The organism is Sinomonas atrocyanea (genome assembly GCF_030812675.1).
GTDB classification, from domain to species: domain Bacteria; phylum Actinomycetota; class Actinomycetes; order Actinomycetales; family Micrococcaceae; genus Sinomonas; species Sinomonas atrocyanea_B.
This window is the reverse complement of the sequence record NZ_JAUSTE010000002.1, coordinates 143,551-169,019: the sequence shown is the minus strand read 5'-3', so window position 1 is coordinate 169,019 and position 25,469 is coordinate 143,551. Positions and strand designations below refer to the sequence as shown.

Below are 25,469 nucleotides of genomic sequence, written 5' to 3'. Positions count from 1 at the left end.
AGTGAGTTCAACCACCCCGGACGACGCCCCCGCCTCAGACCGGCCCGAGCTGCTGCGCGCGCTGGCCCACGACCTCGCCGCCGCGCACTACACGGTCGACGCGGTCGCCGAGCTCCTCGGCCCCGAGGCGCACGCGGCCCTCTCCCGAGACCAGATCGTGCCGGCGCTCGCGGCGACCCGCGCCGCCGGCGAGGATCCCGCGCGGACCCCGCTCGGCGCCGTCGTGCGCTTCTTCCTCCTCGCCCGGCCCCTGCCGGCGGCGGGGCTCGACGCCGTGTTCCCCGCGCTCGGTGCGGACGGCCTCCGCGCGCTCGGGCTGGCCGAGCCGGCGGCCGACGGCGGGGGGCTCGCCGCGGCCGTCGACCTCCGCCCCTACGCATGGGACGCCGGCGACGGGGCGAAGGAGATCTGGGTGGCCTCCGACCTCGCTGCCCACCAGCGTGCCGGGGTCCTCCGCACGGACCACGTGCTGGGGATCGGGCACGCCTCGACCACCCTCGTCCAGACCACGGCCAGACGCCGGGTCGGGCGCGCGCTGGACCTCGGCACCGGCTGCGGGATCCAGGCCTTCCACCTGCTCGGCCACGCGCGCCACGTGGTCGCGACGGACATCTCCGAACGGGCGCTCGCGTTCACCCGCTTCAACCTCGTCCTCAACGCGGGCGTCCTCGGCCTCGACCCGAAGCGCCTCGGAGACCGCGTCGAGCTCCGCCGCGGCAGCCTGCTCGGCCCGGTCGCGGGGGAGCTGTTCGACCTCGTGGTCTCCAACCCGCCGTTCGTCATCACCCCGCGGGGCCCGGGCGAGCGGGCCGAGGACCAGTTCACCTACCGCGACGGCGGGCTGGCCGGGGACGAGCTCGTGGCCCGTCTCGTGGCGGGGCTGCCCGCCGTGCTGGCCGAGGGAGGCACCGCGCAGCTGCTGGGCAACTGGGAGATCCCGGCCGGCGCACCGTGGCACCGGCGCGTCCGCTCCTGGGTGCCCGCGGACGTCGACGCGTGGGTCCTCCAGCGCGAGCAGGTCGGCCCCGGGCAGTACGCGGAGACGTGGCTCGCCGACGCCTCGCAGCAGCGCGACGCCGCCGCCTACGAGGAGGCCTACGCCGCCTACCTCGCGGACTTCGCGGCCCGCGGGACCGCCGCGATCGGCTTCGGCGCGATCTGGCTGCGGCGCCCCGCGCCGGGCCAGGCCCGCCTGGACCGCTTCGAGGAGCTCACCCATCCGCTCGAGCAGCCGATCGGGCCGCACTGGGCCTCGGCCGTGGAGCGTGCCGACTGGCTCGCCGCCCACCCCGACCTGGCAGCCGAGCGCCTCGTCGTCGCGGACGACGTCACCGAGGAGCGCCATCAGCGGCCCGGGGCGGAGCATCCCGGGGTGATCCTCCTGCGCCAGGGCGCGGGGTTCCGCCGCACGAGCCTGCTGAGCACCGAGCTGGCCGGCTTCGTCTCGGCGTGCGACGGCGGGCTCACGGCCGGGCAGATCGCGTCCGCGCTCGCGGCGCTCCTGGACCGCGACGACGAGGGCTTCCGCCCGGGCCTCCTCGCCGAGGCCGCGAACCTGGTCGCCGACGGCTTCCTCCTTCCGGCCGGAACCGGGGCCGGAGACCCGGCCGGAACCGCCGCCGGAGACGCCCATGACGCGGGGAGGGCAAACCGTGAAGAGACAGCTTGACATCGCCCCGAGTGTGGCGTTTATTACACTCCAATACCGGCACAACGAAAAAGCAGCATGACGGACAAGAAGCGCAGTTCCCGCACCGAGAACCCGGTCCGGATCACAGACCCCAAGGCCATCCGCGCGCTCGCCCACGCGGCCCGCCTCGAGGCCATCAACGAGCTCTACTCGAGCCAGGAAAGCCGCACCGCCACCGAACTGGCAGCGTTCACCGGGCTCACCCCGAGTGCGATGAGCTATCACCTCCGCGCCCTGAAGAAGTGGGGCATCGTGGTGGACGCGCCGAGCGACGGCGACGGCCGGGAGCGGCGCTGGAAGGCCGCCGGCACCGACCTGAACCTGGACACGGCCACGACCGGCCAGACCCCGGGCCTCGCGATCATCGACATGGAGATCGACTCGCTGCGCACGCGCATCGCCAGCCACGCCAAGCACCGCGACGCGGCCCGGCGGCGAGGCGAGCCGGACGAGTCCCCCGTCATGATGATCTCGGGCAACGTCCTCAAGCTCACCCTCGAGCAGCGGGCCCGCTTCAAGCAGCGGATGCTCGAGCTCATGGACGAGTTCGAGCTCGAGGAGCATCCCGGGGACGAGGACACCGAGCGCATGTACTTCGTCTGGTCGATGCTGCCCGAGGTGCGCGAGGCGGTGAAGTCTGCGCCCAAGGAGGCGGGCGAGGGGCGGCGCCCCGCCGCGCGCCGGGGCGCGGCCCGCAAGCCCGGCGCGGAAGCCCCGGGGCGGGCGTCCTCGGGCGGCGCGGCGCACCCCGCCGCCGTCGCGGGCTCCTGAGGCCGGCTGTCCACAGCTCCAGGCCCGGCTTGCGCGTGGGCGGCCGTCGTATGGTGAACTAGGGACTTGCGCGGCGCTCCGCCGCGCCCCCTCGTGCCACGACGCCGGCCTGCTCCGGGTCTGCCAGGGCACGGGAGATCTGCAGCAGTTTGGCGAGGAGTACCGTGGCCACGAAGGCTAGAACCGGCAAGAAGCTCGTGATCGTCGAGTCGCCGGCCAAGAGCAAGACGATCGCCCAGTACCTGGGCGACGGCTTCGAAGTCGACGCGTCGATGGGCCACATCCGCGACCTCCCCCAGCCCTCGGACCTGCCCGCCGAGCTGAAGAAGTCCTCGGTGGGCAAGTTCGCCGTGGACATCGAGCACGGCTTCGAGCCGTACTACGTCGTCTCGCCGGACAAGAAGAAGAAGGTCGCCGAGCTCAAGGCCAAGCTCAAGGACGCCGACGAGCTCTACCTCGCCACCGATGGCGATCGCGAGGGCGAGGCCATCGCGTGGCACCTGCTCGAGGTGCTCAAGCCCAAGGTGCCCGTGCACCGCCTGACGTTCCCCGAGATCACCAAGGAAGCGATCCAGCGCGCCATGGCGGAGCTGCGCGACGTCGACGAGTCGCTCGTGGACGCCCAGGAGACGCGCCGCGTCCTGGACCGCCTGTACGGCTACGAGATCTCCCCGGTGCTCTGGCGCAAGGTCGCCGGCGGCCTCTCCGCGGGCCGCGTGCAGTCGGTGGCCACCCGGCTCGTGGTGGAGCGCGAACGGGAACGCATGGCGTTCCGCGCCGCGAGCTACTGGGACCTCCTCGCGACCCTCGCCCCCGCGGCGGAGGGCACGGACGACGCCGCCTCCCGCCAGAGCTTCCAGGCGCGCCTCGCGCAGGTGGACGGGAAGAAGGTCGCCACCGGCCGCGACTTCGACGACCGCGGCCAGCTCAAGGCCAAGAACGCCGAGCTCCTCACGGAGGCGACCGCCACCGCCCTCGCAGAGGGCCTGCGGGACGCAGCGTTCGCCGTCCGCTCCGTCGAGGAGAAGCCCTACACCCGGCGCCCCGCCGCCCCCTTCACCACCTCCACCCTGCAGCAGGAGGCGGCGCGCAAGCTGCGCTTCTCCGCGAAGGTGACGATGCAGGTCGCCCAGCGCCTGTACGAGAACGGCTACATCACCTACATGCGTACCGACTCGACGGCGCTGTCCGACCAGGCCGTCACGGCCGCGCGGCGGCAGGCCTCGGAGCTCTACGGCGCGGAGTACATCCCGTCGCGGCCCCGCGTGTACGCGTCCAAGTCCAAGAACGCCCAGGAGGCCCACGAGGCCATCCGCCCCTCGGGCGACTCCTTCCGCACCCCCGCCCAGGTCGCCAAGCAGCTCCGCGGGGACGAGTTCCGCCTCTACGAGCTCATCTGGAAGCGCACGGTCGCCTCGCAGATGGAGGACGCGAAGGGCTCCACCGCGACGGTCCGCCTCGGCGCGACGGCCGTCTCGGGCGACGCGGCCGGCCGGGACGCCGAGTTCGCCGCGTCCGGCACCGTCATCACGTTCCGCGGCTTCCTCGCCGCGTACGAGGAGGGCCGCGACGAGGTCCGCGAAGACGCCGAGAGCGCCGCGAACGGCGCAGGGGCAGGGTCCGGCGAGGGCGGCCGCCTCCCGGTCCTCGCCCAGGGGCAGGCCCTCGACGCCCTCGACATCGCCGCCAACGGCCACCAGACCTCCCCGCCCCCGCGCTACACCGAGGCCTCGCTCGTGAAGACGCTCGAGGAGCGCGGGATCGGGCGCCCGTCCACCTACGCGGCGACGATCTCCACGATCATGGACCGCGGCTACGTGCGCACCCGCGGCACGGCGCTCGTGCCGAGCTGGATCGCGTTCTCGGTGGTCCGGCTGCTCGAGGAGCACTTCCACGACTACGTCGACTACGACTTCACCGCCGAGATGGAGGAGGACCTCGACAAGATCGCCGCCGGCCAGCAGGCCGGCGCCGACTGGCTCAGCCACTTCTACTTCGGCGACGGGACCAACCCGGGACTGACCACGATCGTGAGCGGCCTCGGCGAGATCGACGCGCGCGAGGTCAACTCGGTCGAGATCGCCCCCGGCATCGTGCTGCGCGTCGGCAAGTACGGGCCGTACCTCGAGAAGCCCCTCCCAGCGGACGCCCCCGAGGGCACCGTGCCCGAGCGGGCCAACGTTCCCGAGGACCTCGCCCCGGACGAGCTCACCGCCGAGAAGGCGCTCGAGCTCATGGAGAGCGCGGGCCCCGAGGAGCGCGTCCTCGGCCAGGACCCCCACACCGGGCACACCGTGGTCGCCAAGAACGGCCGGTACGGGGCCTACGTCACCGAGGTGATCCCCGAGATGACCCCCGAGCAGCTCGCGGCGCAGCCGGTCGAGTACTACAAGAACGGCAAGCCGAAGCCGCCCAAGAAGCCCGTCAAGGTCAAGCCCCGCACGGCCAGCCTGTTCAAGTCGATGACCCTGGACACCGTGACCCTCGAGCAGGCGCTGCAGCTCCTCACGCTCCCGCGCCGCCTCGGCGAGGACGCGGAGGGCACCGCGATCACGGTGCAGAACGGCCGGTTCGGACCGTACCTGAAGAAGGGCACGGACTCGCGCTCGATTGGCTCCGAGGAGGAGATCTTCACGATCACCCTCGAGCAGGCGCTCGAGATCTACTCCCAGCCCAAGACCCGCGGCGGCCGGACGGCCGCGGCCCCGCTGGCCGAGTTCGGCGACGACCCGGCCTCAGGAAAACCCATCGTGGTCAAGGAGGGCCGCTTCGGCCCGTACATCACCGACGGCGAGACGAACATCACCGTTCCCCGGTCCACCGCGATCGAGGAACTGACGCGGGAGCACGCCATCGAGCTCCTCGCGGAGAAGCGGGCCAAGGGGCCCGCCAAGAAGCCCGCCCGGCGGTCGTCGGGCGGCCGAGCGAAGGCGGGTGCCAAGTGAGCATGCACGACGGCGAGCCGGTCACTGGCGGCGAGCACGCGGCGTCGTCCGCGGACCCGACGGCGGTGCCCGCGCACCTCGATCCGGTGCCCCTGACCGAGCTCGAGGCCGCACTGGCCTCGGCAACGGCCTCCGGGGCGGACGACGACGCCCAGCAGTCCATCCTGGTCTTCCTCAACAGCCTCGTGTGCCTCCTCGTGCCGGAGCCGGCGGGGGAGGCGGGGGGTGGGGACACAGTCGAGCCGCTCATCCTCTCCAACGGCGAGGGCCAGCCCGTGGTCGCGGCCTTCACCCACCGCGCGCGGATCCGGCCGGACTTCCTCGAGCACGCGCCGACCGTGGTGCAGACCCAGGGCGCCCTGCTGCTGCAGAACCTCGGCAGCGAACTCGGCCTGGTGCTGAACCCGGGCAGCGCCTACGGCTTCGAGCTGAACGCGGAGCACGTGGCCGCCGTGCTGCGCGACTTCCGCCCCGCCGAGCCGGGCGAGCTGGGCCAGGACGGCCCGGCGGGTCCAGCCGGGGAATAATGGGCACATGCGGCTAGGCGTCCTCGACATCGGCTCGAACACCGTGCACCTGCTCCTGGTGGACGCCCATCCGGGTGCGCAGCCGGTGGCCTACGCCTCGCACAAGCGGCCGCTCTCCCTCGTGCGGTACCTCGAGCAGGACGGCAGCATCAGCGAGCGCGGCCAGAAGGAGCTCGTCGACTTCGTCCAGGAGGCCTGGGCGTTCGCCGGCCGGCACCACGCCGAGGACCTCCTCGCGTTCTGCACCTCCGCGATCCGCGAGGCGCCCAACGGCGACGCCGTCCTCGACCGGGTCCAGCAGGAGGCCGGCGTGACGCTGCAGGAGCTCACCGGGCCCGAGGAGGCCGCGATGACCTTCTTCGCCGTCCGGCGCTGGTACGGCTGGGGCGCCGGGACCATCCTCGACCTCGACATCGGCGGCGGCTCGTTCGAGATGGCGATGGGGCACGATTCGCTGCCCGCCGTCGCGACCTCCGTCCCGCTCGGCGCCCAGCGCCTTACGCGCGACTGGCTGGCCCAGGACCCCCCGACCGCCAAGAGCATCAAGGAGCTGCGCAAGCACCTCCGGGACACGCTGCGGCCGGTGGTCAAGGGCTTCGAGAAGGCCGGCCGGCCCAACCTGGTCACCGGGACCTCCAAGACCTTCCGCTCGCTCGCCCGCATCGCCGGCGCCGCGCCGTCGGGCGCAGGGCCGTACGTGCGGCGCGTCCTGCAGCGGACCGACCTCGGCCTGTGGGCCCAGCGCATCTCCGCGATGGCGGCCTCCGACCGGGTCCACCTCCCCGGGGTCTCGGAGGCGCGCGCCCCCCAGCTCCTCGCCGGCGCCCTCGCCGCCGAGGCGGCGATGGAGCAGTTCGAGGTCGAGGAACTCGAGATCTGCCCCTGGGCCCTGCGCGAGGGCCTGATCCTGCGCCGGCTCGACCAGCTTGTCCACGACGGCCCGCTCGAGCCCCCGGCCCACATCGGGCCCATCCAGAGCGAGCGTCGGCGGTCAGAGCGCATGCACCCCTCGAGGGCGCGCGTATGAACTCATCCAGCGGCACCGGAGCGGAAGCGGGAACCCACGTGGAGACAGCACCCCAGGCGGCACCAGAGGCGGACCAGCGCCCGGACGGAGGGGAGATCCCGGTGGCCCTCTCGAGCGCCTCGGTCTATCCGCTGAGCGTCCACGACGCCTTCGCGGTGGCCGCCGACCTCGGCTTCGACGGCGTCGAGGTCATGGTGACCAACAACTCCACGAGCCAGAAGGCCGAGGAGCTCATCCAGCTCGCGCAGCACTACGACCAGCCGATCGTGTCCATCCATGCGCCCACGCTCCTGCTGACCCAGCAGGTGTGGGGGTCGCCGTGGAACAAGATCAGCCAGTCCTGCAAGATGGCGGTCGACGTCGGCTGCGAGACCGTGGTGGTGCACCCGCCGTTCCGCTGGCAGGGCAACTACGCGGAGACGTTCGCGCACGGTGTCCGGGACCTCTCCGACGCGTACGGGGTCCGGATCGCGGTCGAGAACATGTACCCCTGGCGCGTCCGCGGCCGCGAGACCCTCGCCTACCTCCCGCACTGGGACCCGATCGGACAGGGCTACCAGGACGTCACGTGGGACTTCTCGCACGCGGCCACCGCGCGCGAGGACAGCCTCGCGGCGATCAAGGCGCTCGGCAGCACGCTGCGGCACGTCCACCTGACCGACGGGTCCGGACGCTCGTTCCGCGATGAGCACCTCCTCCCCGGCCAGGGGACGCAGCGGGTCGCGGAGTGCCTCGCGCACCTGGGCGGGAACGGATTCGACGGCGCGGTGGTCGCCGAGATCAGCACGCGCAAGGCCAAGGTGGCGGGGGAGCGCGAGCGCATGCTCGCCGAGACCCTCGAATTCGCCCGCACCCATCTGGGCCAGCGCGCCCGCCTCGACGCCGGCAGCGGAATCTAGGCAGGGGCTTCGGCGGCGGCCTCTGCCCGGGGCCGGCGCCGGAGCAGTCCGCGCGCCCTTGAGGACGAGGACCCCTTAAACGAGTTCGGCACTGGCAGTTCGGGGAAGGTTAGGGGACCATACATCCGAACTGCCAGTGCCTGGCGGTCAGTCTTGGGGGGAGACTGACCGCCCCATCACTCGCACCCTGTGAGGTAGTTATTACTGTAGGGACGGAGTATGGGAGAACACCGGGGCGAGGGTGGGAAAAGGCTGGGAAAGGTGCCACCGGCCAGCATGCGGCCGCCGCGCTCGGCTGGCAGGATGGGGGCATGAGCAACAAGATCGCATTCCTCGGCACGGGTTCCATGAACGGGGCCATCATGGGCGGCCTGCTCGCGGCCGGCTTCCCCAAGACGGACATCGTCGCCACGGTGCGGCGCAGGGAGAGCGCCTCCGAGCTGGCTGAACGCTACGGCGTGACCGTCATGGCCTGGGACGAGGAGGGCGACTCCAACGCGCAGGCAGCCCGCGGGGCCTCGATCGTCGTCATCGGCGTCAAGCCCGTCGGGGTCGCGGCCGTGGCACGCGAGATCGCGCCGGTGCTCAGCCCCGGAGCCGTCGTGGTGAGCGTCGCCGCCGCCGTGTCGGTCGAGCAGCTCGAGGGTGAGCTCCCCGAAGGCCAGCCGGTGATCCGCACCATGCCCAACACCCCCTCCCGGCTCGGCAAGGGCGTGGTCGCCGTCGCGCGCGGAACGCACGCCACCACCGACCAGGTCGAGCACGTCAAGAAGCTCTTCAGCGGTCTCGGGCTCGTGGTGGAGGTTTCCGAGGACCAGATCGCCGCCGTGAGCGCGGTGAGCGGCTCCGGCCCCGCGTACGCCTTCTACCTCGCCGAGGCCATGGCCAAGGCCGGCGAGTCGCTGGGCCTCGAGCCCGGGCTCGCCCTCCAGCTGGCCCGCGAGACCGTGGTCGGGGCCGGGTACATGCTGGACGAGCCCGGCGCGGACCCCGCCGCCCTCCGGCGCGCCGTGACGAGCCCCAAGGGCACCACCGAGCAGGCCATCCGGGTCTTCGACGAGCGGGGCCTGCCCGGGATCATCGCCGAGGGGGCCCGCGCCGCCGTCGAACGTTCGGACGAGATCACCCGCGAGCTCAGCCGCGCACCGCAGGGCTGATCCCGGCCAGCCTCAGAGGAGGTCATGGCCCGCGGCATACAGGGCTGCTCCGGCCCGCGTGGAGCACCCGGTCTTGCTGTAGATGTGGCGCACGTGGTGGTCCGCGGTCGCCGGCGAGATCCCCAGGGCGGCAGCGACCTCCTTCTTGGTCGCGCCGCGGCAGAGGAGGCGGAGGACGTCGACTTCCCGCGCGGTGAGGCCCGCCGGCCACGCCGGCCGTGTGCGGCGGCCCCTCGCCCCTGCGGCGGCGAGGACGGCGTCGACCGCCTCGCGGTCGAGGCGGTCCGGTGCCTCCCGGCTGAGGGCCTCTGCGGCGTCCGCGAGGGGGACCTGCTGCCGGCCGGCCGGGGCGATGAGCAGTTCCCGGAACGCGTCCGCGGCAGCAAGGACCTTGGCCTCCCACGGCAGGTCCCCGGCCGTGGCGCCCCGGTAGTAGCCGGAGCCGTCGAGCCGTTCGTGGTGCAGGCCCGCCAGCCGCGCGAGCGGCGCCGTGGCCGGGATCCGGGCCAGGATGCGCTCGCTGTAGTACGGGTGCAGCCGGAGCCGCTCGGACACCTCCAGCGACCCGGACGCCGGTCCCGCCGGGACCGCCACCCGCCCGAGGTCCTGCACCAGGCCCGCACGGCGCACGGCCTCGGCATGGTCGGGGGCCGCGGAGGCGGCGAGCGCGGCGACGTCGCGCGAGAACCCGGCGCGGGCGGGCACCTTGAGGTCCGCGAAGTCGGCGAGCACCGCGAGGACCTCGTCCATCCGGTCCGCCGGGAGGACGGCGAGCGGCGCGGGCTCGCGGCGCAGGGCCTCGTCCCAGGGCCGCTCGGTGCCGGCGGCGTCGAGAAGCCCGTCGAGGTGCCTCAGGGCGGTGCCCACCAGCTCCGGGTCGAGGGAGCGCCCCGACCGGTCCCGGAGCGCCGCGCTCAGGGCCTCCCGGCCCCGGAGCCGTCCGATGACCTCGATGTCACGGGCAGCGAACGCGATCCGCGCGGGAAGCGGGATCTCCTCGCCGGCCACGCCGTCGGGGAAGCCCCGGCCGTCCCAGGTCTCGAATGCTGCCCTCAGCGCCGCCCTCGTCCCCGGGGGAAGGCCGAGCCGTGCGGCGAGGACCTCGCCGGCCTCGCAGTGGGCGCGGACCCCGGCGCGGAGCGTCTCCCGGCCCCGGGCGAGGAAGACCGCCGCGGCCCCGAGGCGGGGCAGGAGGGCGCGGTCGGGGGCGAGCCCGGGCAGGACTGCGCGGAGGAACTCCCGCGGCGGCGCGCCGAGCACGGGCGCGATCGCGGCACGCAGCGCGATCTCGTCGCCGCCCGCGAGCGCCGCTGCCGCGGCCGCGTCGGCGGTGCAGCCGAGGAACCGCAGGAGCGCGGTGTAGTACACCTCGGGCAGCAGGCCACGGTCCACGCCCGCGGCATCTGCCAGTTCGAGGGCCGTGAGACAGGTCCGCAGGCCCTGCTCGAGCGGCTGGCCCATGCCGAGGTCGGTGGCGAGGGATGCGGCGGCGGCGAATTCGGCCAGGCGCAACGGGCGCGTCATGCGACGATGATCGCGCGGGCGGAGGCGCCCGTACAGCGTCGGCCGTACAGCGTCGGCCGGGCAGCGGGGCGGCATAGCGCGATCGCGCGATGCGGCGCGGCCCGAGCAGACGGATCCTTGGGACATGAACACCGCAGCCGTACACCGTGTCCTCCTCCTCCCCGGCACCGTCCTCCCCGCAGCCCCGGCCTACGGGGCGCTCATCGCGGCCCTGCAGGCCAGGCTCGGGGCTGCGGTCCAGCCCGTCGCCAAGGACCTCGAGGTCTATGCCGGGACCACGCCGCCCGCCGACTATTCCCTCGACAAGGAGGTGGCCGGCGTCGTGCGCGCAGCCCGTGAGCTGCACTGGGACACCTTCCATCTCGTGGGGTACTCCGGCGGGGGAGCCTCAGCCCTCGCCGTCGCGGCGAGACACCCCGAGCTGCTCGAGTCGCTCGCGCTGCTCGAGCCGGCGTGGGCGGGGAACTGGGAATGGAGTCCCGCCCACCGCGCCCTCTGGAAGCAGTACGCCCACCTGGACGGGCTCCCGCCGGATGAGTTCATGGCCCGGTTCGTCCGTCTCGGCGTGCGCCCCGGCGTGACGGCGGGCCTGCCGGTGCCGGGCGGGGAACAGCCGCCCTGGATGGCCCTTCGGCCCGCGGGCATCCGGGCCTTCCTGGCCACGTTCTCCACGTACAGCCTCGACCGCAGCGCCCTGGAGCGGTTCGACCGCCCGGTCTACTTCGCCCTCGGAGGCCTCTCCAACCCCGACGACTACGGCGAGATCGCCGACCGGCTCTCCGGCGTCTTCCCCCGGTTCCGGCTCGAGGTGTTCCCCGGCAGGCACCACTTCGACCCTCCGCACCGCGCCGAGCCGGAGCGCGTCGCGGCGTCCCTCGCCGCGCTCTGGGACGAGGCCATGCCCCGGCCGCTAGCGTGAAGAGATGACCCTCGAGCCCCACCCCGCCACCGCAGCGCTGTTCCCCTCGCCCGTCCCGCCGGGCACGGGATGGCCTGGGGACCCGGCCACCGCCAGCACGCCGGTCGCCCACGACGCCGCGGACGTCTCCCGCCTCGCGGCCGCCGCCGACACGGTCCAGGACGTGGACGCGCTGAGCTCGGTGTGCCGGGCGTGCCCGCGCCTGGTCCAGTGGCGCGAGGCGGTTGCGGTCTCGGGGCGCCGTGCCGCGTTCGCGGACCAGCCCTACTGGGGCCGCCCCGGCCCCTCGTTCGGCGACCCCGCCGCGTCGAAGCTCGTGCTGGGCCTCGCTCCCGCCGCGAACGGGACGAACCGGACGGGGCGCATGTTCACGGGGGACCGCTCCGGCGACTGGCTCTACGCGGCCCTCCACCGCACCGGCTACGCCAACCAGGCCACCTCCTCGGCGGCAGGGGACGGGCTCGTGCTCACCGGCATCCGGATCGTCGCCTCGGTGCGCTGCGCACCTCCGGCGAACCGGCCGACGCCGGCCGAGCTCGCCACGTGCGGGCACTGGCTCGACCGCGACCTCGACCTCACCGCCGCCTCGGCTGGGGGACTGGACTCCGTCCTGGCGCTCGGCGGGGTGGCGTGGAGCGCGGCCCTCGCCGCGGCGCGCCGGCTCGGCTGGGCGGTGCCCCGGCCCAAGCCCGCCTTCGGCCACAGCGCAGAGACGGTCCTGGGCCTTCCCGGCGGTGGCGGCGTCCGGCTACTGGGCAGCTACCACGTGAGTCCCCACAACACGTCCACGAGGCGGCTGACCGAGGAGATGCTCGACGCCGTCCTCCGCCGCCTCTGAGGGCGGCGTAGGACGGCGCCGGCCACGGTGCGGGGGGCCGCTTAGGCGCTCGCCGCCGGGAAGCGCTCCCAGACGCGGTGGGCGGCCAGGAGCGTGGTCAGTTCCTCCATGACTGCCGGGACATCGCCGACGACGACGCCGGGCGCCCCCGCGCGGATCCCCGCCGCTGTGAGCACCGGCTCGGCCCCGTCGAGCCCCGCGATCGCCTTGGCATGCCGGAAGGCCTCGGTGAGCAGCAGCGCCACGCGCGGATCGACCGAGTGGTCCTGGGCCCCAGCGGCCTCGGCATCCAGCCCCTGGCGCGCGTCGGGCGCCGGCGCGGCGGTGCCGGCGAGGAGGAGCGCGTCGAACTCGATGGAGCGCGCGGTGAGGTAGGTCCGCTGGACCGTCACGCCGCCGTCGCCGAGCGAGCCCCCCGATGGCGCCACGACGAGCGGGACCATGCCGGCCGCGACGGCGGCCTCGCGGGCCGCCTCCACGGCAGCGAGGTCACTCGAGCCGTCCGCGACGATCCCGATGACCCTCCCCGCCACCGGCCACGTGCCCGCGAGCTGGGACAGGGCCGGACTCTCCGCGGCGTCGGTGGGGGCCTCGGAAGGCTCCGGTGCGGGCAGGCCGAGCCCGGCGGCCACCGCGGCGCAGAGGGCCGCATCGATGTTGGCCAGCGCCTGCAGCTGCCGTTCGCGGACTGCCGTCTCGAAGCACTTGCCCAACTCGAAGGTGTAGGCCTGGATCACGTGGTCCTTCTCCACGGGGCTGAGGCTCCGGAAGACCAGCCCCGCCTGGCTGAAGTGGTCCTCGAAGGACGACTGGGGCGCGCGCTCCTTCACGGAGGCGGCGACCGGCTCCGGCACCTCCACGTAGGCCCCCGCGTCCGCACCGGCACGGAAGGGGCAGCCGCCATCGAGCGAGTTGGGCCGGTAGGGCGCCACTCCGGTGTGCACTGCGCTCTGGTGCATGGCGTCGCGCAGCATGTCGTTGACCGGGGCCTGAGGGCGGTTGATCGGGATCTGGCTGAAGTTGGGGCCCCCGAGCCGCGAGATCTGCGTGTCGAGGTAGGAGAACAGCCTCGCCTGGAGCAGCGGATCGTTGGTCACGTCGATGCCGGGGACGAGGTGGCCCGGGTGGAAGGCGACCTGCTCGGTCTCGGCGAAGAAGTTCACCGGGTTCCTGGTCAGCGTCATGAGCCCGATCGGCTGCACGGGAGCGAGCTCCTCGGGGACGAACTTGGTGGGATCGAGCAGGTCGATGCCCTCGAACATCTGGTCCTCGGTGTCAGGGAACGTCTGCACCCCCAGCTCCCACTCGGGACAGGCGCCGGCCTCGATGGAGTCGGCCAGATCGCGGCGGTGGAAGTCGGGGTCCATGCCGTTGATGATCTGGGCTTCCTCCCACAGCAGCGAATGCACGCCCTGCTTCGGCTTCCAGTGGAACTTGACGAGCGTGGTCCCGCCGTCGGCCGCGACGAAGCGGAAGGTGTGGACGCCGAAGCCCTCCATGGTGCGCAGGGACCGCGGGAGCGCCCGGTCGGACATGTTCCACATCGTGTGCGCCTGGGCCTCGGTGTGCAGCGAGACGAAGTCCCAGAAGGTGTCGTGCGCGCTCTGCGCCTGCGGGATCTCACGGTCCGGATGCGGCTTGGCCGCGTGCACCACGTCGGGGAACTTGATCCCGTCCTGGATGAAGAAGACAGGGATGTTGTTGCCGACGAGGTCATAGGTCCCCTCGTCGGTGTAGAACTTCGTGGCGAACCCCCGGGTGTCGCGGACGGCGTCCGCCGAGCCGCGCGAGCCGAGGACCGTGGAGAAGCGCACGAAGACCGGCGTCTCGACGTCCTTCGCGAGGAATCCGGCCTTGGTGATGTTCGCCGCGGTGCCATAGGAGCGGAAGACGCCGTGCGCGGCCGAGCCGCGGGCGTGCACCACGCGCTCCGGGATGCGCTCGTGGTCGAAGTGCGTGATCTTCTCGCGCAGGTGGTGGTCCTGCAGCAGGATCGGCCCCCGCGCGCCCGCCTTCAGGGAATGGTCGGTGTCGGGGAGTCTGGCACCCTGCGCCGTGGTCAGGAAGGGCCCCGACTGGGCTCGGGAGGTCTCCGGTGCGCCGGTCGGCGTGCCCGTCGGGGAGACCTGCTCGGGCCCGCGCTGGTCCGGCTTGGGCGGCAGGGGTTCGTGCGGCGTCGTCTGTTCCGCGACCTCGGGCGGAACGGCCCCGGGGGAGCCGGGGATCTGGATGTTCTCGTTCTCGGGCATTCGTGCTCCTCGAAGGTGTGCGTCTGCCGCAGGGACTTCCGAGGGCCATCGTCACGACGGCTGCTGCCTCCCCAGACATCGATCCACCCGGGCCCCCGGACAGGCGGTCTGAGGAGGCTTACCCGTGCAGGAGCACCCGAAGCAAGAGCGGCGGGGCCCCGCCCGGCCGCAGAGACGCCGATGCCTAGGGGCGCGCCGCGAACCGTTCGAGCAGGTCCACATGGCCGGAGACGATGAGCATGTCCCGGCTCGTGACCTTGGTGTGGGGCTGGGCGTACGTGAAGTCCTCGCCGGGGCTCTTGACCCCCACGATCGTGACCCCGTACTTGGAGCGGACCGCGGACTCGGCGAGGGTGAACCCCTGGGTCTCCTTGGGCGGGTACATCTTCACGATCGCGAAGTCGTCGTCGAACTCGATGAAGTCGAGCATCCGCCCGCTGACGAGGTGGGCGGCGCGCACCCCGGCGTCGGCCTCCGGGTAGATCACGTGGTTGGCGCCGATGCGGGTGAGGATCTTGCCGTGGGAGGGCGTGATCGCCTTGACCCACAGGTGCTCGATCCCGAGGTCCACGAGGTTGGCGGTGATGAGCACGGAGGACTCGATCGACGTGCCCACGCCCACCACCGCGGACTGGAACTCCTGGGCGCCGAGCTGCCGGAGGGCGTCGATGTTCGTCGCGTCCGCCTGCACCACGTGGGTCAGGGTCCCCGACCACTTCTGGACGAGATTGATGTCGCGCTCGATCGCGAGGACCTCGCGGCCCTGCTTGACGAGCTGCTCGGCGGTGGCCGCGCCGAAGCGGCCGAGGCCGATGACGAGGACCGGGGCCGAGGGGTTGGGCCGCCGGCTGGCGCCCGTGGCGCTGGGCGTGGGATTAGCCAATGATCGGCCTCTCTTCCGGGTAGTGGTACAGCTGGATGCGCTGGCGGACCGCGAGGGCGGAGGCGAGCGTGATCGTGCCGAGGCGGCCGGCGATCATGAGGGCGGTCAGGACGTACATGCCGGCCGGGGGCGACTCCGCGCTCAGCCCCGAACTCAGCCCGCACGTCGCGAAGGCAGAGATCACCTCGAACAGGACCCGGTCCAGCGACTGCTGGGTGATGGCGGACATCAGGAACGAGCCGACGAGGACGAGCGTGGCCCCGGCGACGATCACGGAGATGGCCACCCGCAGAGCACTCTGCGGGATGGTGCGCCCGTACACCTTCACGTCGCTGTCCCCGCGGCCCTCCGCCACGATGGCGAGGAACAGCACGGCGATCGTCGTGACCTTGATGCCGCCCGCCGTGGACGCGGAGCCGCCGCCGGCGAACATGAGGGCGTCCGTGAGCAGCCGGGTGGTGCCCTCCAGATGGTTCTGGTCCACGAGGTTGAAGCCGCACGAGCGGGTCATGATCGACGCGAAGACCGCGTGGATGATCTTCTCCCCCACGCCCATGCTGCCGATCGTGCGGGGATTGTCCCACTCCATCCAGCCCCACAGGACGCTGCCGACCGCCACGAGGATCGCGGAGACCTGGATGGTCAGCTTGACGTGCAGGCTCCACCGCCGCCAGCGGAAGCCGGCCTGGCGCAGCCCGAGGATCACCGGGAAGCCGAGCGAGCCGACGAACGCGCCCAGGGCCAGCGGGACGAGGATCCACAGGTCCTCCTCGTACGGCACGATCCCGTCCGAGTGGGGCGTGAATCCCGCGTTGTTGAAGGCCGAGATCGAGTAGAAGACGCCGTGCCACACCGCCGTCCACCAGCCCTCGCCGAGGGCCAGGAACCGCCCGGTGAGCACCACAGCGAGGGAGCCCTCGATCACGATCGAGGTCATGATCACGATCCGCAGCAGCTCGCCGACCTCCCCGAGCCGGCTCGAGTTGTTCAGCGCCTCCTGGGCGATCAGCTTGCTGCGCAGCCCGAGCCGCCGGCTCACCATGAGGGTCAGGAGCGAGGCGATCGTGAGTGTGCCGAGGCCTCCCACGAAGATGCCGACCAGGATCACGAGCTGGCCGAAGAACGTCCAGTGCGCGGCCGTGGAGACCACGGTCAGGCCGGTCACGCACACCGCGGACGCGGCGGTGAAGAGGGCCTCGTGCAGGGGCGTGACGTGGCCGTCCGCGGAGGAGGCGGGCAGGGAGAGCAGGAGCGTGAAGACGATGATGACGGCGGCGAACGCGAGCATCGCGAGCCGTGCGGGAGACGACGCCGCGAGGCGGTCCACGAAGTCCCGCAGGCCCGTGAGGGGACCGAGGCCCTCGCGCTGCGGCATGGGCTGCCATGTCGGCTTCGTCTGGGCCATGGAGAGCGTGTCCTGTGTGCGTCCTGGCCGCCCGGAGGGCCCGGGCGGCGGCTTCGTGTCACAGTAAACCACCAACGGCCCCCGAGGACCGCACGCGAGGGGGTCTCCGGTAGCCTAGGCGCATGTCCGACGGCGCAGCGCAGCAGGCCAGCGGCCCCGCCAGCGCCGTCCGCAGGGTCGAGTACCCCACCGTCGTCGCGTGGAGCGAGGACGTCCTCGCCTACGACTTCGGCCCGCACCACCCCATGAGCCCGGCGCGCCTGGACCTGACCGCGCGGCTGTGCGAGGAGCTCGGGCTGTTCGGCCTGCCGGTGGTGCGCGTCGTCGAGCCGCCCGTGGCCACCGACGACGAGCTCGCCACGGTCCACACGCGCGAGTACATCGCCGCCGTCCGCCGTGTGAGCGAGAACCCGTCCGAGCCCGAGCCGGGCCGCGGACTCGGGACCGAGGACGATCCAGCCTTCGCCGGCATGCACGAGGCGAGCGCCCGGATCGTCGGGGGATCGCTGGCCGCGGCCGACGCCGTCCTCGACGGCTCCGCGGTGCACGCCGTCAACTTCGCCGGGGGCATGCACCACGCCGCCGCCGACCGCGGCAGCGGCTTCTGCATCTACAACGACGCCGCCGCGGCGATCCGCCGGCTCCTGGACCGGGGCGTGGAGCGGGTGGCGTACATCGACACGGATGCCCACCACGGCGACGGCACGGAGCGCATCTTCTGGGACGAGCCGCGCGTCCTGACGATCTCGCTCCACGAGAGCGGCCTGACGCTCTTCCCCGGATCCGGCTTCCCGAACGAGGTGGGCGGCCCGCACGCGGAGGGCACCGCGGTCAACGTCGCCCTGCCCGCCGGCACCCGGGACGCAGGCTGGCTCCGGGCCTTCCACGCCGTCGTCCCCCAGCTCGTCGAGGCGTTCCGGCCCGAGGTGATCGTGAGCCAGCACGGCTGCGACTCCCACCACCTCGACCCCCTGACCAACCTCAAGGTCACGGTGGACGCCCAGCGCGAGGCTGCGCTGTCCCTCTCGGCGCTCGCCCGCCGGTTCTGCGGCGGCCGCTGGATCGCCACGGGCGGCGGCGGCTACGAGGTCGTCCAGGTCGTCCCGCGTGCGTGGGCCCACCTAGTCGGGATCGCGGCGGGGCATCCCGTGAACCTCCGCACGCCGACGCCCCAGCCGTGGCGCGACTACGTGCACGAGAAGTACGGCAGGAACGCCCCGGCGCTCATGGGGGAGGACGCCGACACGTGGTGGCGCTCGTGGGAGATCGGCTTCAACCCGAACGACCCGGTGGACCGCGCCGTCATGGCCACCCGCAAGGAGATCTTCCCGCTGCACGGCCTCGATCCGTGGTTCGACTGAGCCCGCGGCCCTCGCCGGGATGGGTAGGCTGGAAGCATGGTGACTGACATCTTCGCCGTCATCGCTGACCGCACGCGGAGGGACATCCTCGACACGCTGCGGACCGGTGACAAGGCAGTGGGCGAACTCGTCGAGGCCCTCGCCGCGAGCCAGCCGACGGTGTCCAAGCACCTCAAGGTCCTCCGCGACGCGGGCCTCGTGACCACCCGAGCCCAGGGGCAGAAGCGCTTCTACGCCCTCCGGCTGGAGCCGCTCGACGAGGTCGGCGGCTGGCTCGCGGGCCTGCGCACGACGGCGCCGTCCCCGGCCGCCGCTGCCGTCCCGCCCGCCGCTGCGGCCGGCCCGGTGCCGGCCGAGGCGCCTCCCGTCGAGCCCGCCGCTCCCGGCCCTCGCCCCGGCGAGGAGGCCGCGCTGGTGCCGGCCGCCGTCGTGCCCGCGCCGGCCGAGCGGCTCGAGGCGAGGCCGGAGGGGAGCCGCCCCGCACAGATCCAGCGCACGGTCGAGCGGGCTGCCGCCCGGGCCACGGAACTCATGGCGAACCTGCCGAAGTTCGGGCGCCGCAAGTAGCCCTCAGGCGCGCCCGTCCCACCAGTCCAGGACCCGGGCGGCGTGGAACGTAAGCCACTTCGAGGGCTCCCCGGGAGGGACGTCGACGTCGAACCACGTCCGCCCCGGGTACCGGTGCTCCTGCACCCACGTGCCGTCGGGACGCCGCCTGCCGCGGACCAGGGCAACGGCGTCCTCGAGGCGCGGATCAGGGGCCGCGCCGTCGTGGAGGGCCGCCGCACGGAAGTAGTCCAGCGCGCGGAGTGCGGTGTAGTGCCAGCGGAAGGGGTACGCGAGCACCCGGAACCGCGGACGGACCAGCTCGCCCGTGGTGGCGCGGTACAGCAGGCGCCGGGCCAGGAGGTACTCCTCGCCGGCCCTGCGGGCCTCGCGGAGCCCCTCGACGGCCGTCGTGCGCCCCTGGCCGGACTGTTCGAACGCGAGGATGCCCCGCAGGCAGCTCAGGGTCGAGTCGAACGACGAGCGGACCGAGCCGTTGACCCATTCGCAGTTCCACCCGCCCTCAGGCGTCTGGTGGTCCACGAACCACTGGGCGAGCGCCCCGACGTCCGCCCCGAGCCAGGCGCCGTTGGCGAGCGTGGCGGCGTTGATGCAGGCGTCGACCTCGCCGCCCCAGTAGGGCAGGTCGTCGTACTCCCAGCGGCAGCTGGCGGCGAGCTTCTCCGCGGTCCCAGCCAGGGCCGCGGCGTCGAGGCCCCACTCGCGCAGGGTCGTGAGCGTCCACGTCGTCGCCGTCCAGGGTTGGCCGGCCTCCGGAGCCGCCTCCGTGCCGTGGAAGTCGAAGTCCGCGGGGAAGAACGCGCCCCCGGCCCACTGCCCGTCGGGGTCCTGGAGCGCGAGCAGCCGGGCTCCATCGCCCTCGGTCGCCACCCTGGTCCGGGTGGCCTGCCAGACCCCGGGCGCGGCACCGGCCAGGTCGCGCTCGACCTGCCATCGCAGGGAGGGATCGGCGTCGAGGAGCCATCCGGTGAGATCGTCCCCCATGGAGGCTAGGCTACTCGCACCATGTGGGGCGGCAAGCCTCCCACGGGACCTTTCACGGCGGGGGTTCGAGGAGGAGACCGACATGCTGCAGTACATCGGTTCGGCGCCGGCAGGCGCGGCCGCCAGACGTGCGTTCCGGATCGGGGACACCGCCACCGGGGTGCTCTGGGGCACGGAGGACGCCGCCGCGCGGCCCCTCGTGCTGCTGGGCCACGGGGGAGGGCAGAGCACCCAGGCGCCGGGGATGCGTGCCCGCGCCGAGGCCCTCGTGGACAGCGGCTACGCGGTGGCCGCGCTGGACGCCCCCGGCCACGGCGGCCGGCCCAGGACGGCGGACCTCGAGCAGCGGATCGAGCGCATGCGGGACGCGCAGGGCAGCCCGGACTTCGGCGTCGCCGTCGCCGACCTCAACGCGGCCGTGGCCCACGACGCGGTCCCCGAGTGGGGCCTGCTGCTCGACGCCCTCGAGGCGGAAGGCGTGGCCGGCGCTGCCCACGCCGGGTACTGGGGCTACTCCCTCGGCGCCGCCATCGGCTTCCCGCTCGTCGCGGCGGAAGGACGCATCCAGGCCGCCGTTCTGGGCCTGATCGGCGAGACCGTGGCGGAGAGCGCCCGGGCGATCCGGGTGCCGCTCCAGTTCGTCATGCAGTGGGACGATCCGCTCGTCTCCCGCGTCAGCGCACTGCGCCTGTTCGACCTGGTCGGCTCGAAGGACAAGACGCTGCACGCCAATCCCGGGGTCCACGGCGACGTCCCGGACCACGAGGACGCGAGCTCGCTCGCGTTCTTCGCCCGGCACCTCGGCGGCGCGGCGGCCTGAGCCGACCGGGGAGCACCGTCATCGTGCGGGCTGCTCGGCCGGGGCGGGCAGCCGTCAGGGCCGCGGCGAGGCGATCGCCGTCGAGAGCCGGTGGGCCTCGGCGAGGAGCTCCTGGCCGAGCTCCTCGCGCCGGCCCGGCCGGAAGCGCGGCTCGATGCCCGTGAGCGAGAGGGCCCACGCCGGCCGCCCGGAAGGGTCGAACACCGCGGCCCCCAGCCCGTAGGACCCCTCGACCACGAGCCCCGGGTTCACCGAGTAGCCGAGTTCGCGGGTCTCCGCCAGCCGCTCCCGCAGGGGGGCCGCGGCATGGGTGGGGCCGTACTCCGCGATGCGCTCGCGGTCGTCCTCGATGATCGGCTCGGCCTCTCCGGCGGGGAGGAAGGCGAGGATCGCGATCCCGGCCGAGGCGACGCCGAGCGGGAAGCGCTTGCCCTCGTACAGCACGAACGAGCGCACCGGGAAGCTGCCCTCCTCGCGCGCGAGGCACACGGTCTCCTCGCCCCGGCGGATCGAGAGGAACGCGGACTCGCCGGTGGCCTCGGCGAGCCGGCGGAGGGCGGGGCGGGCGAGGTGCTCGACGGCGAACCTGCCCGCGGCGACCGTGCCCATGACGTACAGCTCAGGGCCAAGGTGCCAGCGCCCGGAGGCCTCGTCGAAGTCCAGCAGCCCGTCCGCGGCGAGGGCCTTGAGCAGCCGATGGACGGTCGGACGCGTGAGGCCGGAGGCGCGCACGATCCCAGCGAGCGACAGGCCCGCGCCGCCGGTGCGCGCGATGACCCGCAGGACGAGGGCCACCCGCCCCACCACCTGGGTGCCCTGGATCCCGGACATGGCCTCCCTCAGCAGAAATCCGCCACAATGTGGACATTCTACGGCGCCGCTGCCACGACGTGAACGTCAGCGCCGCACATCCCTTGTGACGCGCGCAACACGTGCCTAGGCTCGCTGACCAGAACAGTCCACAACGTGGCCGGTGCGGGCCGCAGGACACCGTCAGCTCGAGGAGGAGCCCATGCCCACCCTGTACACCGACGCCGCCGAGTCCCTCGCCGGGGCGCTCGCCGACGGTATGACCCTGGCCGTGGGAGGCTTCGGCCTGAGCGGCATCCCCGCCGACCTCATCGACGCCGTGCGGGACTCCGGCGTGACGGGCCTGACGGTCGTCTCGAACAACATGGGCGTGGACGGCAAGGGCCTCGGCGTGCTCATCGAGGCCGGGCAGGTCGCCAAGGTCATCGCGAGCTACGTCGGCGAGAACCGGCTGTTCGCCGAGCAGTACCTCGCCGGCCGGCTCGAGGTCGAGTTCACCCCGCAGGGCACGCTCGCCGAGCGCCTGCGCGCCGGCGGGGCCGGCATCCCGGCCTTCTACACGAAGACCGGCGTGGGGACCCTCGTCGCCGAGGGCAAGCCGCACGAGACGTTCGACGGCGAGCTGTACGTCCAGGAGCGCGGGATCGTGGCCGACGTCGCGCTCGTGCACGCCCACACAGCGGACACCGCCGGCAACCTCGTGTACCGGTACACGGCGCGGAACTTCAACCCGGTCGTCGCGACGGCCGGCCGGCTCACGGTCGCGGAGGCCGAGCACATCGTCCCCGCCGGAGCGCTCGACCCCAACCACATCGTGACCCCGGGCGTGTACGTCCAGCGGCTCCTCCAGGCGAGCGACCGGGCGAAGCACATCGAGCAGGTCACCACGCGCCCGCGGCCCGAGCCCGAGAAGGCGGCCGCGGCCGTCGCCGGCTGACCCGCGTCCATCTGAAGGTCAGCTTCTGGGAGTCACCTCGCGTGACCTCCAGAAGGTGACTCCCAGAACCTGACTCCCAGAACCTGACTCCCAGAACCTGACCCCCAGAACCTGACTCCCAGAAGGAGGGCCATCCCATGGCCTGGACCCGCGACGAGATGGCGGCCATCGCCGCCACCGAGCTTTCCGACGGCGACTACGTGAACCTCGGGATCGGCATCCCGACCCTCGTGGCCAACCACCTCCCCGACGGCGTGACTGTGCACCTGCAGAGCGAGAACGGCCTGCTCGGCATGGGCCCGTTCCCGTATGAGGGCGACGAGGACGCCGACCTCATCAATGCCGGCAAGCAGACCGTCACCGTCCTGCCGGGAGGCTCGATCTTCGACTCGGCGACGAGCTTCGGCATGATCCGCGGCGGCCACGTCAAGGTTGCGATCCTCGGCGCGATGCAGGTCGCGGGCAACGGCGACCTCGCGAACTGGCAGATCCCCGGGAAGATGGTCAAGGGCATGGGCGGGGCGATGGACCTCGTCGCGGGGACCCCGCGCGTCGTCGTCCTCACCGAGCACGTCGCCAAGGACGGCACGCCCAAGATCGTCGCCGAGTGCAGCCTGCCGCTCACCGGGGTCGGCGTCGTGGACCGGATTGTCACGGACCTCGCCGTCTTCGACGTGGCAGCGGCGGCCGACGGCGCACGGCGGCTCACGCTCGTGCGCCGCGCCCCCGGTGTCGGGCTCGAGGAGCTGCGGGAGAAGACGGGCGCGGAGTTCGACGTCGCGCCCGAGGCGGACGATGCGGCCTCGGCGGACGAGGCGCGCGTGGAGGTGGCGCTCTGATGGCGCTCAAGGACCAGTTCGGCACCGACGTCCTGCTCACCGGCTGGGGCCACACGCGCTTCGGCAAGCTCGAGGACCAGACGCTCGAGTCGCTCATCGTCGCCGCGGCCGCCGAGGCCATCGCCAACTCCGGCCTCGAGCCGGGCCAGATCGACGAGATCTACGTGGGCAACTACAACGCCGGCATGGTGCCGCTCGCGTTCACCTCCTCGCTCGCCCTCCAGGTCTCCGACGAGCTCGCGAACGTCCCCGCAACGCGGGTCGAGAACGCCTGCGCCTCCGGCTCCGGCGCGTTCCAGCAGGGCGTGAAGGCACTGCTCGCCGGGACCGCCCGGAACGTCCTCGTCATCGGGGCGGAGAAGATGACCTCCGCCGGGGCGGACACGGTCGGCGCCGCGCTCCTCGCCGCGGGCTACGAGTCCGCGGGCCACCCCTCGCGCACCGGCTTCACTGGCCTGTTCGCCGAGGTCGCCCGCGCCTACGAGGAGCGCTACGGCGCCGTATCGGACGTGCTCGGCTCGATCGCGGCCAAGAACCACCACAACGGCATGGCCAACCCGTACGCCCAGATGCACCGCGACTTCGGCGTCGAGTTCTGCCGCACCGTCTCCGAGAAGAACCCCCTCATCGACGCGCCCCTGCGCCGCACGGACTGCTCCCCGGTGTCCGACGGCGCCGCAGCAGTCGTACTCTCGGCCGACCACGCGCCGTCGGGCGCCGCCGCCGCTCCGGTGCGCCTGGCCGGCTTCGGCCACGCCAACGACTTCCTGCCGGCCGCCAAGCGGGACCCGCTCGAGTTCGCCGGCAGCCGCGCGGCCTGGTCCCGGGCACTCGGGATGGCCGGCGTGGGGCTCGCGGACCTCGACCTCGCCGAGGTGCACGACTGCTTCACGATCGCCGAGCTGGTCATGTACGAGGCCATGGGCCTGGCCGAGCGCGGCAAGGGCAGCGTGGCCATCGAGGACGGCTCGGTCTTCCGCGGCGGCCGGCTGCCGGTGAACCTCTCCGGCGGCCTGAAGGCCAAGGGCCACCCCGTCGGCGCGACCGGCGTCTCCCAGCACGTCATCACGGCCATGCAGTTGGCGGGGACTGCGGGGGAGATGCAGCTGCCCGGCGCCCGGCGGGCCGCGGTGCACAACATGGGCGGCCTGGCGATCGCCAACTACGTCAGCGTGCTCGAGGCCGTCTGAGGGGGCCCAGGGGGCCGAGCGGGGCCGGAGCCCCGCTCGGCCACCGCTCACGCGGCGTTGATGACCACCTTGAGCGCGTGCTCGGAGGCGGCGTTGGCGAAGGTGTCGTAGGCCGCCATGATCTCGCCGAACGCGAACCTGTGGGTGACGAACTTGCCGGGGTCGATCTCGCCCGCGGTGATCTTGGCGAGCAGCTCCGGGGCGGTCGTCGCGTTCACGAGGCCCGTGGTGACGGTGATGTTGTTGATCCAGTCGCGGTCGAGCGGGAAGTCGACCGGCTTGCCGTGCACGCCGACGTTGGCGACACGGCCGCCCGGGCGGATCGCGCCGAGCGCCGCGCCGAAGGTCGCGGGGATCCCCACGGCCTCGATCGCGACGTCCACGCCCAGCCCGTCGCGGCTGAGCCGTTTGATCTCGGCCGCGACGTCCACGCCCTCTCCGGCCCGGAGCGTGTCGGTCGCGCCGAACGCCCTGGCCTGCTCGAGCCGGTACTCGTTGCCGTCCACGGCGATGACCTTCGCGGCGCCGGCCGGGCCCGCCGTCATGATCGACGCGAGGCCCACCGGACCGGAGCCGATGACCGCGACCTCGTCACCGGGGCCGACCTTGCCGTAGAGGACGCCGATCTCGTAGCCGGTGGGCAGGATGTCGCTGAGCATCGCGCCCTGTTCCGCAGTGACGCCGTCGGGCAGCGGGATGAGCCCGTTGTCGGCGAAGGGGACCCGCACGTACTCGGCCTGGGTGCCGTCGATGAGGTGGCCGAAGATCCAGCCGATGCCGCCCAGGGTGCGGCAGTGGGAGGTGAGGCCGGCGGTGCAGAAGTCGCATTCCATGCACTTGCTGATGCAGGAGATGATCACCCGGTCGCCGACCTTGACGCGGGTGCAGTCGGGGCCCGTCTCGGTCACGACGCCGACCCCCTCGTGGCCGAGGATCCGACCGTCCGTGACCGCCGGGACGTCCCCCTTGAGGATGTGCAGGTCCGTACCGCAGATCGTGGTGGTCTCCACCTTCACGATCGCGTCCGTCGGATCCTTGATGACCGGGTCGGGCACCTCTTCCCAGGCCTTCTGGCCCGGGCCGTGGTAGACGAGCGCCTTCATGGTGGAACCTCCTCAGGGGATGGT

The 25,469-nt window shown here is 72.9% G+C and carries 22 protein-coding genes; 15 read left to right on the top strand and 7 right to left on the bottom strand.

Annotation, left to right across the window (positions count from 1 at the left end; genetic code table 11):
- Position 1: 1 nt before the first annotated feature.
- From J2W20_RS04560 to proC, 7 genes are all read left to right on the top strand, one after another.
- The gene (locus tag J2W20_RS04560; RefSeq protein WP_307004997.1) at positions 2-1,669 is read left to right on the top strand and encodes a DUF7059 domain-containing protein; all 1,668 of its coding nucleotides are present in this window, start codon (positions 2-4) and stop codon (positions 1,667-1,669) included.
- Between the two features lie 57 nt (positions 1,670-1,726).
- Positions 1,727-2,461, top strand: coding sequence for an ArsR/SmtB family transcription factor (locus J2W20_RS04555; protein WP_307004996.1), 735 nt, complete (start codon positions 1,727-1,729; stop codon positions 2,459-2,461).
- A gap of 164 nt (positions 2,462-2,625) precedes the next feature.
- Positions 2,626-5,406: a type I DNA topoisomerase gene (gene topA, locus J2W20_RS04550; protein WP_307004994.1), complete on the top strand. Its 2,781-nt coding sequence runs from the start codon at positions 2,626-2,628 to the stop codon at positions 5,404-5,406.
- A gap of 2 nt (positions 5,407-5,408) precedes the next feature.
- On the top strand, positions 5,409-5,933 hold the full coding sequence (locus tag J2W20_RS04545; RefSeq protein ID WP_307005444.1) for an SseB family protein: 525 nt from the start codon (positions 5,409-5,411) through the stop codon (positions 5,931-5,933).
- Positions 5,934-5,940: 7 nt separating this feature from the next.
- Positions 5,941-6,960 (top strand): Ppx/GppA phosphatase family protein, encoded by a 1,020-nt coding sequence (locus J2W20_RS04540; protein ID WP_307004992.1) that lies wholly within the window; start codon positions 5,941-5,943, stop codon positions 6,958-6,960.
- A 38-nt stretch (positions 6,961-6,998) separates the two neighbouring features.
- Complete coding sequence (locus J2W20_RS04535) at positions 6,999-7,859, top strand: sugar phosphate isomerase/epimerase family protein (protein ID WP_307004990.1); 861 nt, start codon at positions 6,999-7,001, stop codon at positions 7,857-7,859.
- 311 nt (positions 7,860-8,170) lie between these two features.
- Positions 8,171-9,016, top strand: coding sequence for a pyrroline-5-carboxylate reductase (gene proC / locus J2W20_RS04530; protein WP_307004988.1), 846 nt, complete (start codon positions 8,171-8,173; stop codon positions 9,014-9,016).
- Positions 9,017-9,028: 12 nt separating this feature from the next.
- Here the strand turns inward: proC and J2W20_RS04525 are convergent, their stop codons facing one another.
- Positions 9,029-10,540, bottom strand: a complete 1,512-nt coding sequence (locus J2W20_RS04525) for an HD domain-containing phosphohydrolase (protein ID WP_307004986.1) — start codon at positions 10,538-10,540, stop codon at positions 9,029-9,031.
- Positions 10,541-10,664: 124 nt separating this feature from the next.
- Between J2W20_RS04525 and J2W20_RS04520 the strand changes: the two genes are divergently transcribed.
- Both J2W20_RS04520 and J2W20_RS04515 read left to right on the top strand, forming a co-directional pair.
- The gene (locus tag J2W20_RS04520) at positions 10,665-11,459 is read left to right on the top strand and encodes an alpha/beta fold hydrolase (RefSeq protein WP_307004984.1); all 795 of its coding nucleotides are present in this window, start codon (positions 10,665-10,667) and stop codon (positions 11,457-11,459) included.
- Between the two features lie 4 nt (positions 11,460-11,463).
- The gene (locus tag J2W20_RS04515; RefSeq protein ID WP_307004982.1) at positions 11,464-12,297 is read left to right on the top strand and encodes a uracil-DNA glycosylase; all 834 of its coding nucleotides are present in this window, start codon (positions 11,464-11,466) and stop codon (positions 12,295-12,297) included.
- Positions 12,298-12,338: 41 nt separating this feature from the next.
- On the opposite strand, the gene J2W20_RS04510 is transcribed toward J2W20_RS04515, so the two are convergent.
- The 3 genes from J2W20_RS04510 to J2W20_RS04500 all read right to left on the bottom strand — a co-directional run bounded on the left by J2W20_RS04510 (position 12,339) and on the right by J2W20_RS04500 (position 16,834).
- Positions 12,339-14,546, bottom strand: coding sequence for a catalase (locus J2W20_RS04510; RefSeq protein WP_307004981.1), 2,208 nt, complete (start codon positions 14,544-14,546; stop codon positions 12,339-12,341).
- Positions 14,547-14,730: 184 nt separating this feature from the next.
- The gene (locus J2W20_RS04505) at positions 14,731-15,429 is read right to left on the bottom strand and encodes a potassium channel family protein (protein ID WP_307004980.1); all 699 of its coding nucleotides are present in this window, start codon (positions 15,427-15,429) and stop codon (positions 14,731-14,733) included.
- Positions 15,422-16,834 carry a TrkH family potassium uptake protein gene (locus J2W20_RS04500; protein WP_307004979.1) on the bottom strand — a complete coding sequence of 471 codons (1,413 nt, stop codon included), beginning with the start codon at positions 16,832-16,834 and terminating at the stop codon, positions 15,422-15,424. Before J2W20_RS04500 ends, J2W20_RS04505 begins: the two co-directional genes overlap by 8 nt.
- Positions 16,835-16,956: 122 nt before the next feature.
- Between J2W20_RS04500 and J2W20_RS04495 the strand changes: the two genes are divergently transcribed.
- Together J2W20_RS04495 and J2W20_RS04490 are read left to right on the top strand one after the other, a co-directional pair.
- Entirely contained in the window at positions 16,957-18,195 is a 1,239-nt protein-coding gene (locus J2W20_RS04495; protein ID WP_307004977.1) for an acetoin utilization protein AcuC, read from the top strand.
- A 36-nt stretch (positions 18,196-18,231) separates the two neighbouring features.
- Positions 18,232-18,762 carry an ArsR/SmtB family transcription factor gene (locus J2W20_RS04490; protein WP_307004975.1) on the top strand — a complete coding sequence of 177 codons (531 nt, stop codon included), beginning with the start codon at positions 18,232-18,234 and terminating at the stop codon, positions 18,760-18,762.
- Positions 18,763-18,765: 3 nt separating this feature from the next.
- Here the strand turns inward: J2W20_RS04490 and J2W20_RS04485 are convergent, their stop codons facing one another.
- A complete protein-coding gene (locus tag J2W20_RS04485; protein WP_307004974.1) occupies positions 18,766-19,746 on the bottom strand; it encodes a squalene cyclase in 981 nt (326 codons plus the stop codon).
- Positions 19,747-19,828: 82 nt separating this feature from the next.
- Here J2W20_RS04485 and J2W20_RS04480 point away from each other — a divergent pair, with 82 nt between their 5' ends.
- Complete coding sequence (locus J2W20_RS04480; protein WP_307004973.1) at positions 19,829-20,566, top strand: dienelactone hydrolase family protein; 738 nt, start codon at positions 19,829-19,831, stop codon at positions 20,564-20,566.
- A 54-nt stretch (positions 20,567-20,620) separates the two neighbouring features.
- Here J2W20_RS04480 and J2W20_RS04475 read toward each other — a convergent pair whose 3' ends face one another.
- On the bottom strand, positions 20,621-21,397 hold the full coding sequence (locus J2W20_RS04475; protein ID WP_307004971.1) for an IclR family transcriptional regulator: 777 nt from the start codon (positions 21,395-21,397) through the stop codon (positions 20,621-20,623).
- A 181-nt stretch (positions 21,398-21,578) separates the two neighbouring features.
- On the opposite strand from J2W20_RS04475, the gene J2W20_RS04470 reads away from it, so the two are divergent.
- The 3 genes from J2W20_RS04470 (at position 21,579) to J2W20_RS04460 (ending at position 24,342) form a co-directional block, all read left to right on the top strand.
- A complete protein-coding gene (locus tag J2W20_RS04470; RefSeq protein WP_307004969.1) occupies positions 21,579-22,313 on the top strand; it encodes a CoA transferase subunit A in 735 nt (244 codons plus the stop codon).
- A gap of 137 nt (positions 22,314-22,450) precedes the next feature.
- On the top strand, positions 22,451-23,152 hold the full coding sequence (locus J2W20_RS04465; protein ID WP_307004968.1) for a 3-oxoacid CoA-transferase subunit B: 702 nt from the start codon (positions 22,451-22,453) through the stop codon (positions 23,150-23,152).
- Entirely contained in the window at positions 23,152-24,342 is a 1,191-nt protein-coding gene (locus tag J2W20_RS04460; RefSeq protein ID WP_307004966.1) for an acetyl-CoA acetyltransferase, read from the top strand. Before J2W20_RS04465 ends, J2W20_RS04460 begins: the two co-directional genes overlap by 1 nt.
- Before the next feature lie 47 nt (positions 24,343-24,389).
- Here J2W20_RS04460 and J2W20_RS04455 read toward each other — a convergent pair whose 3' ends face one another.
- The gene (locus J2W20_RS04455) at positions 24,390-25,445 is read right to left on the bottom strand and encodes a zinc-dependent alcohol dehydrogenase family protein (protein WP_307004965.1); all 1,056 of its coding nucleotides are present in this window, start codon (positions 25,443-25,445) and stop codon (positions 24,390-24,392) included.
- Positions 25,446-25,469: the final 24 nt, after the last annotated feature.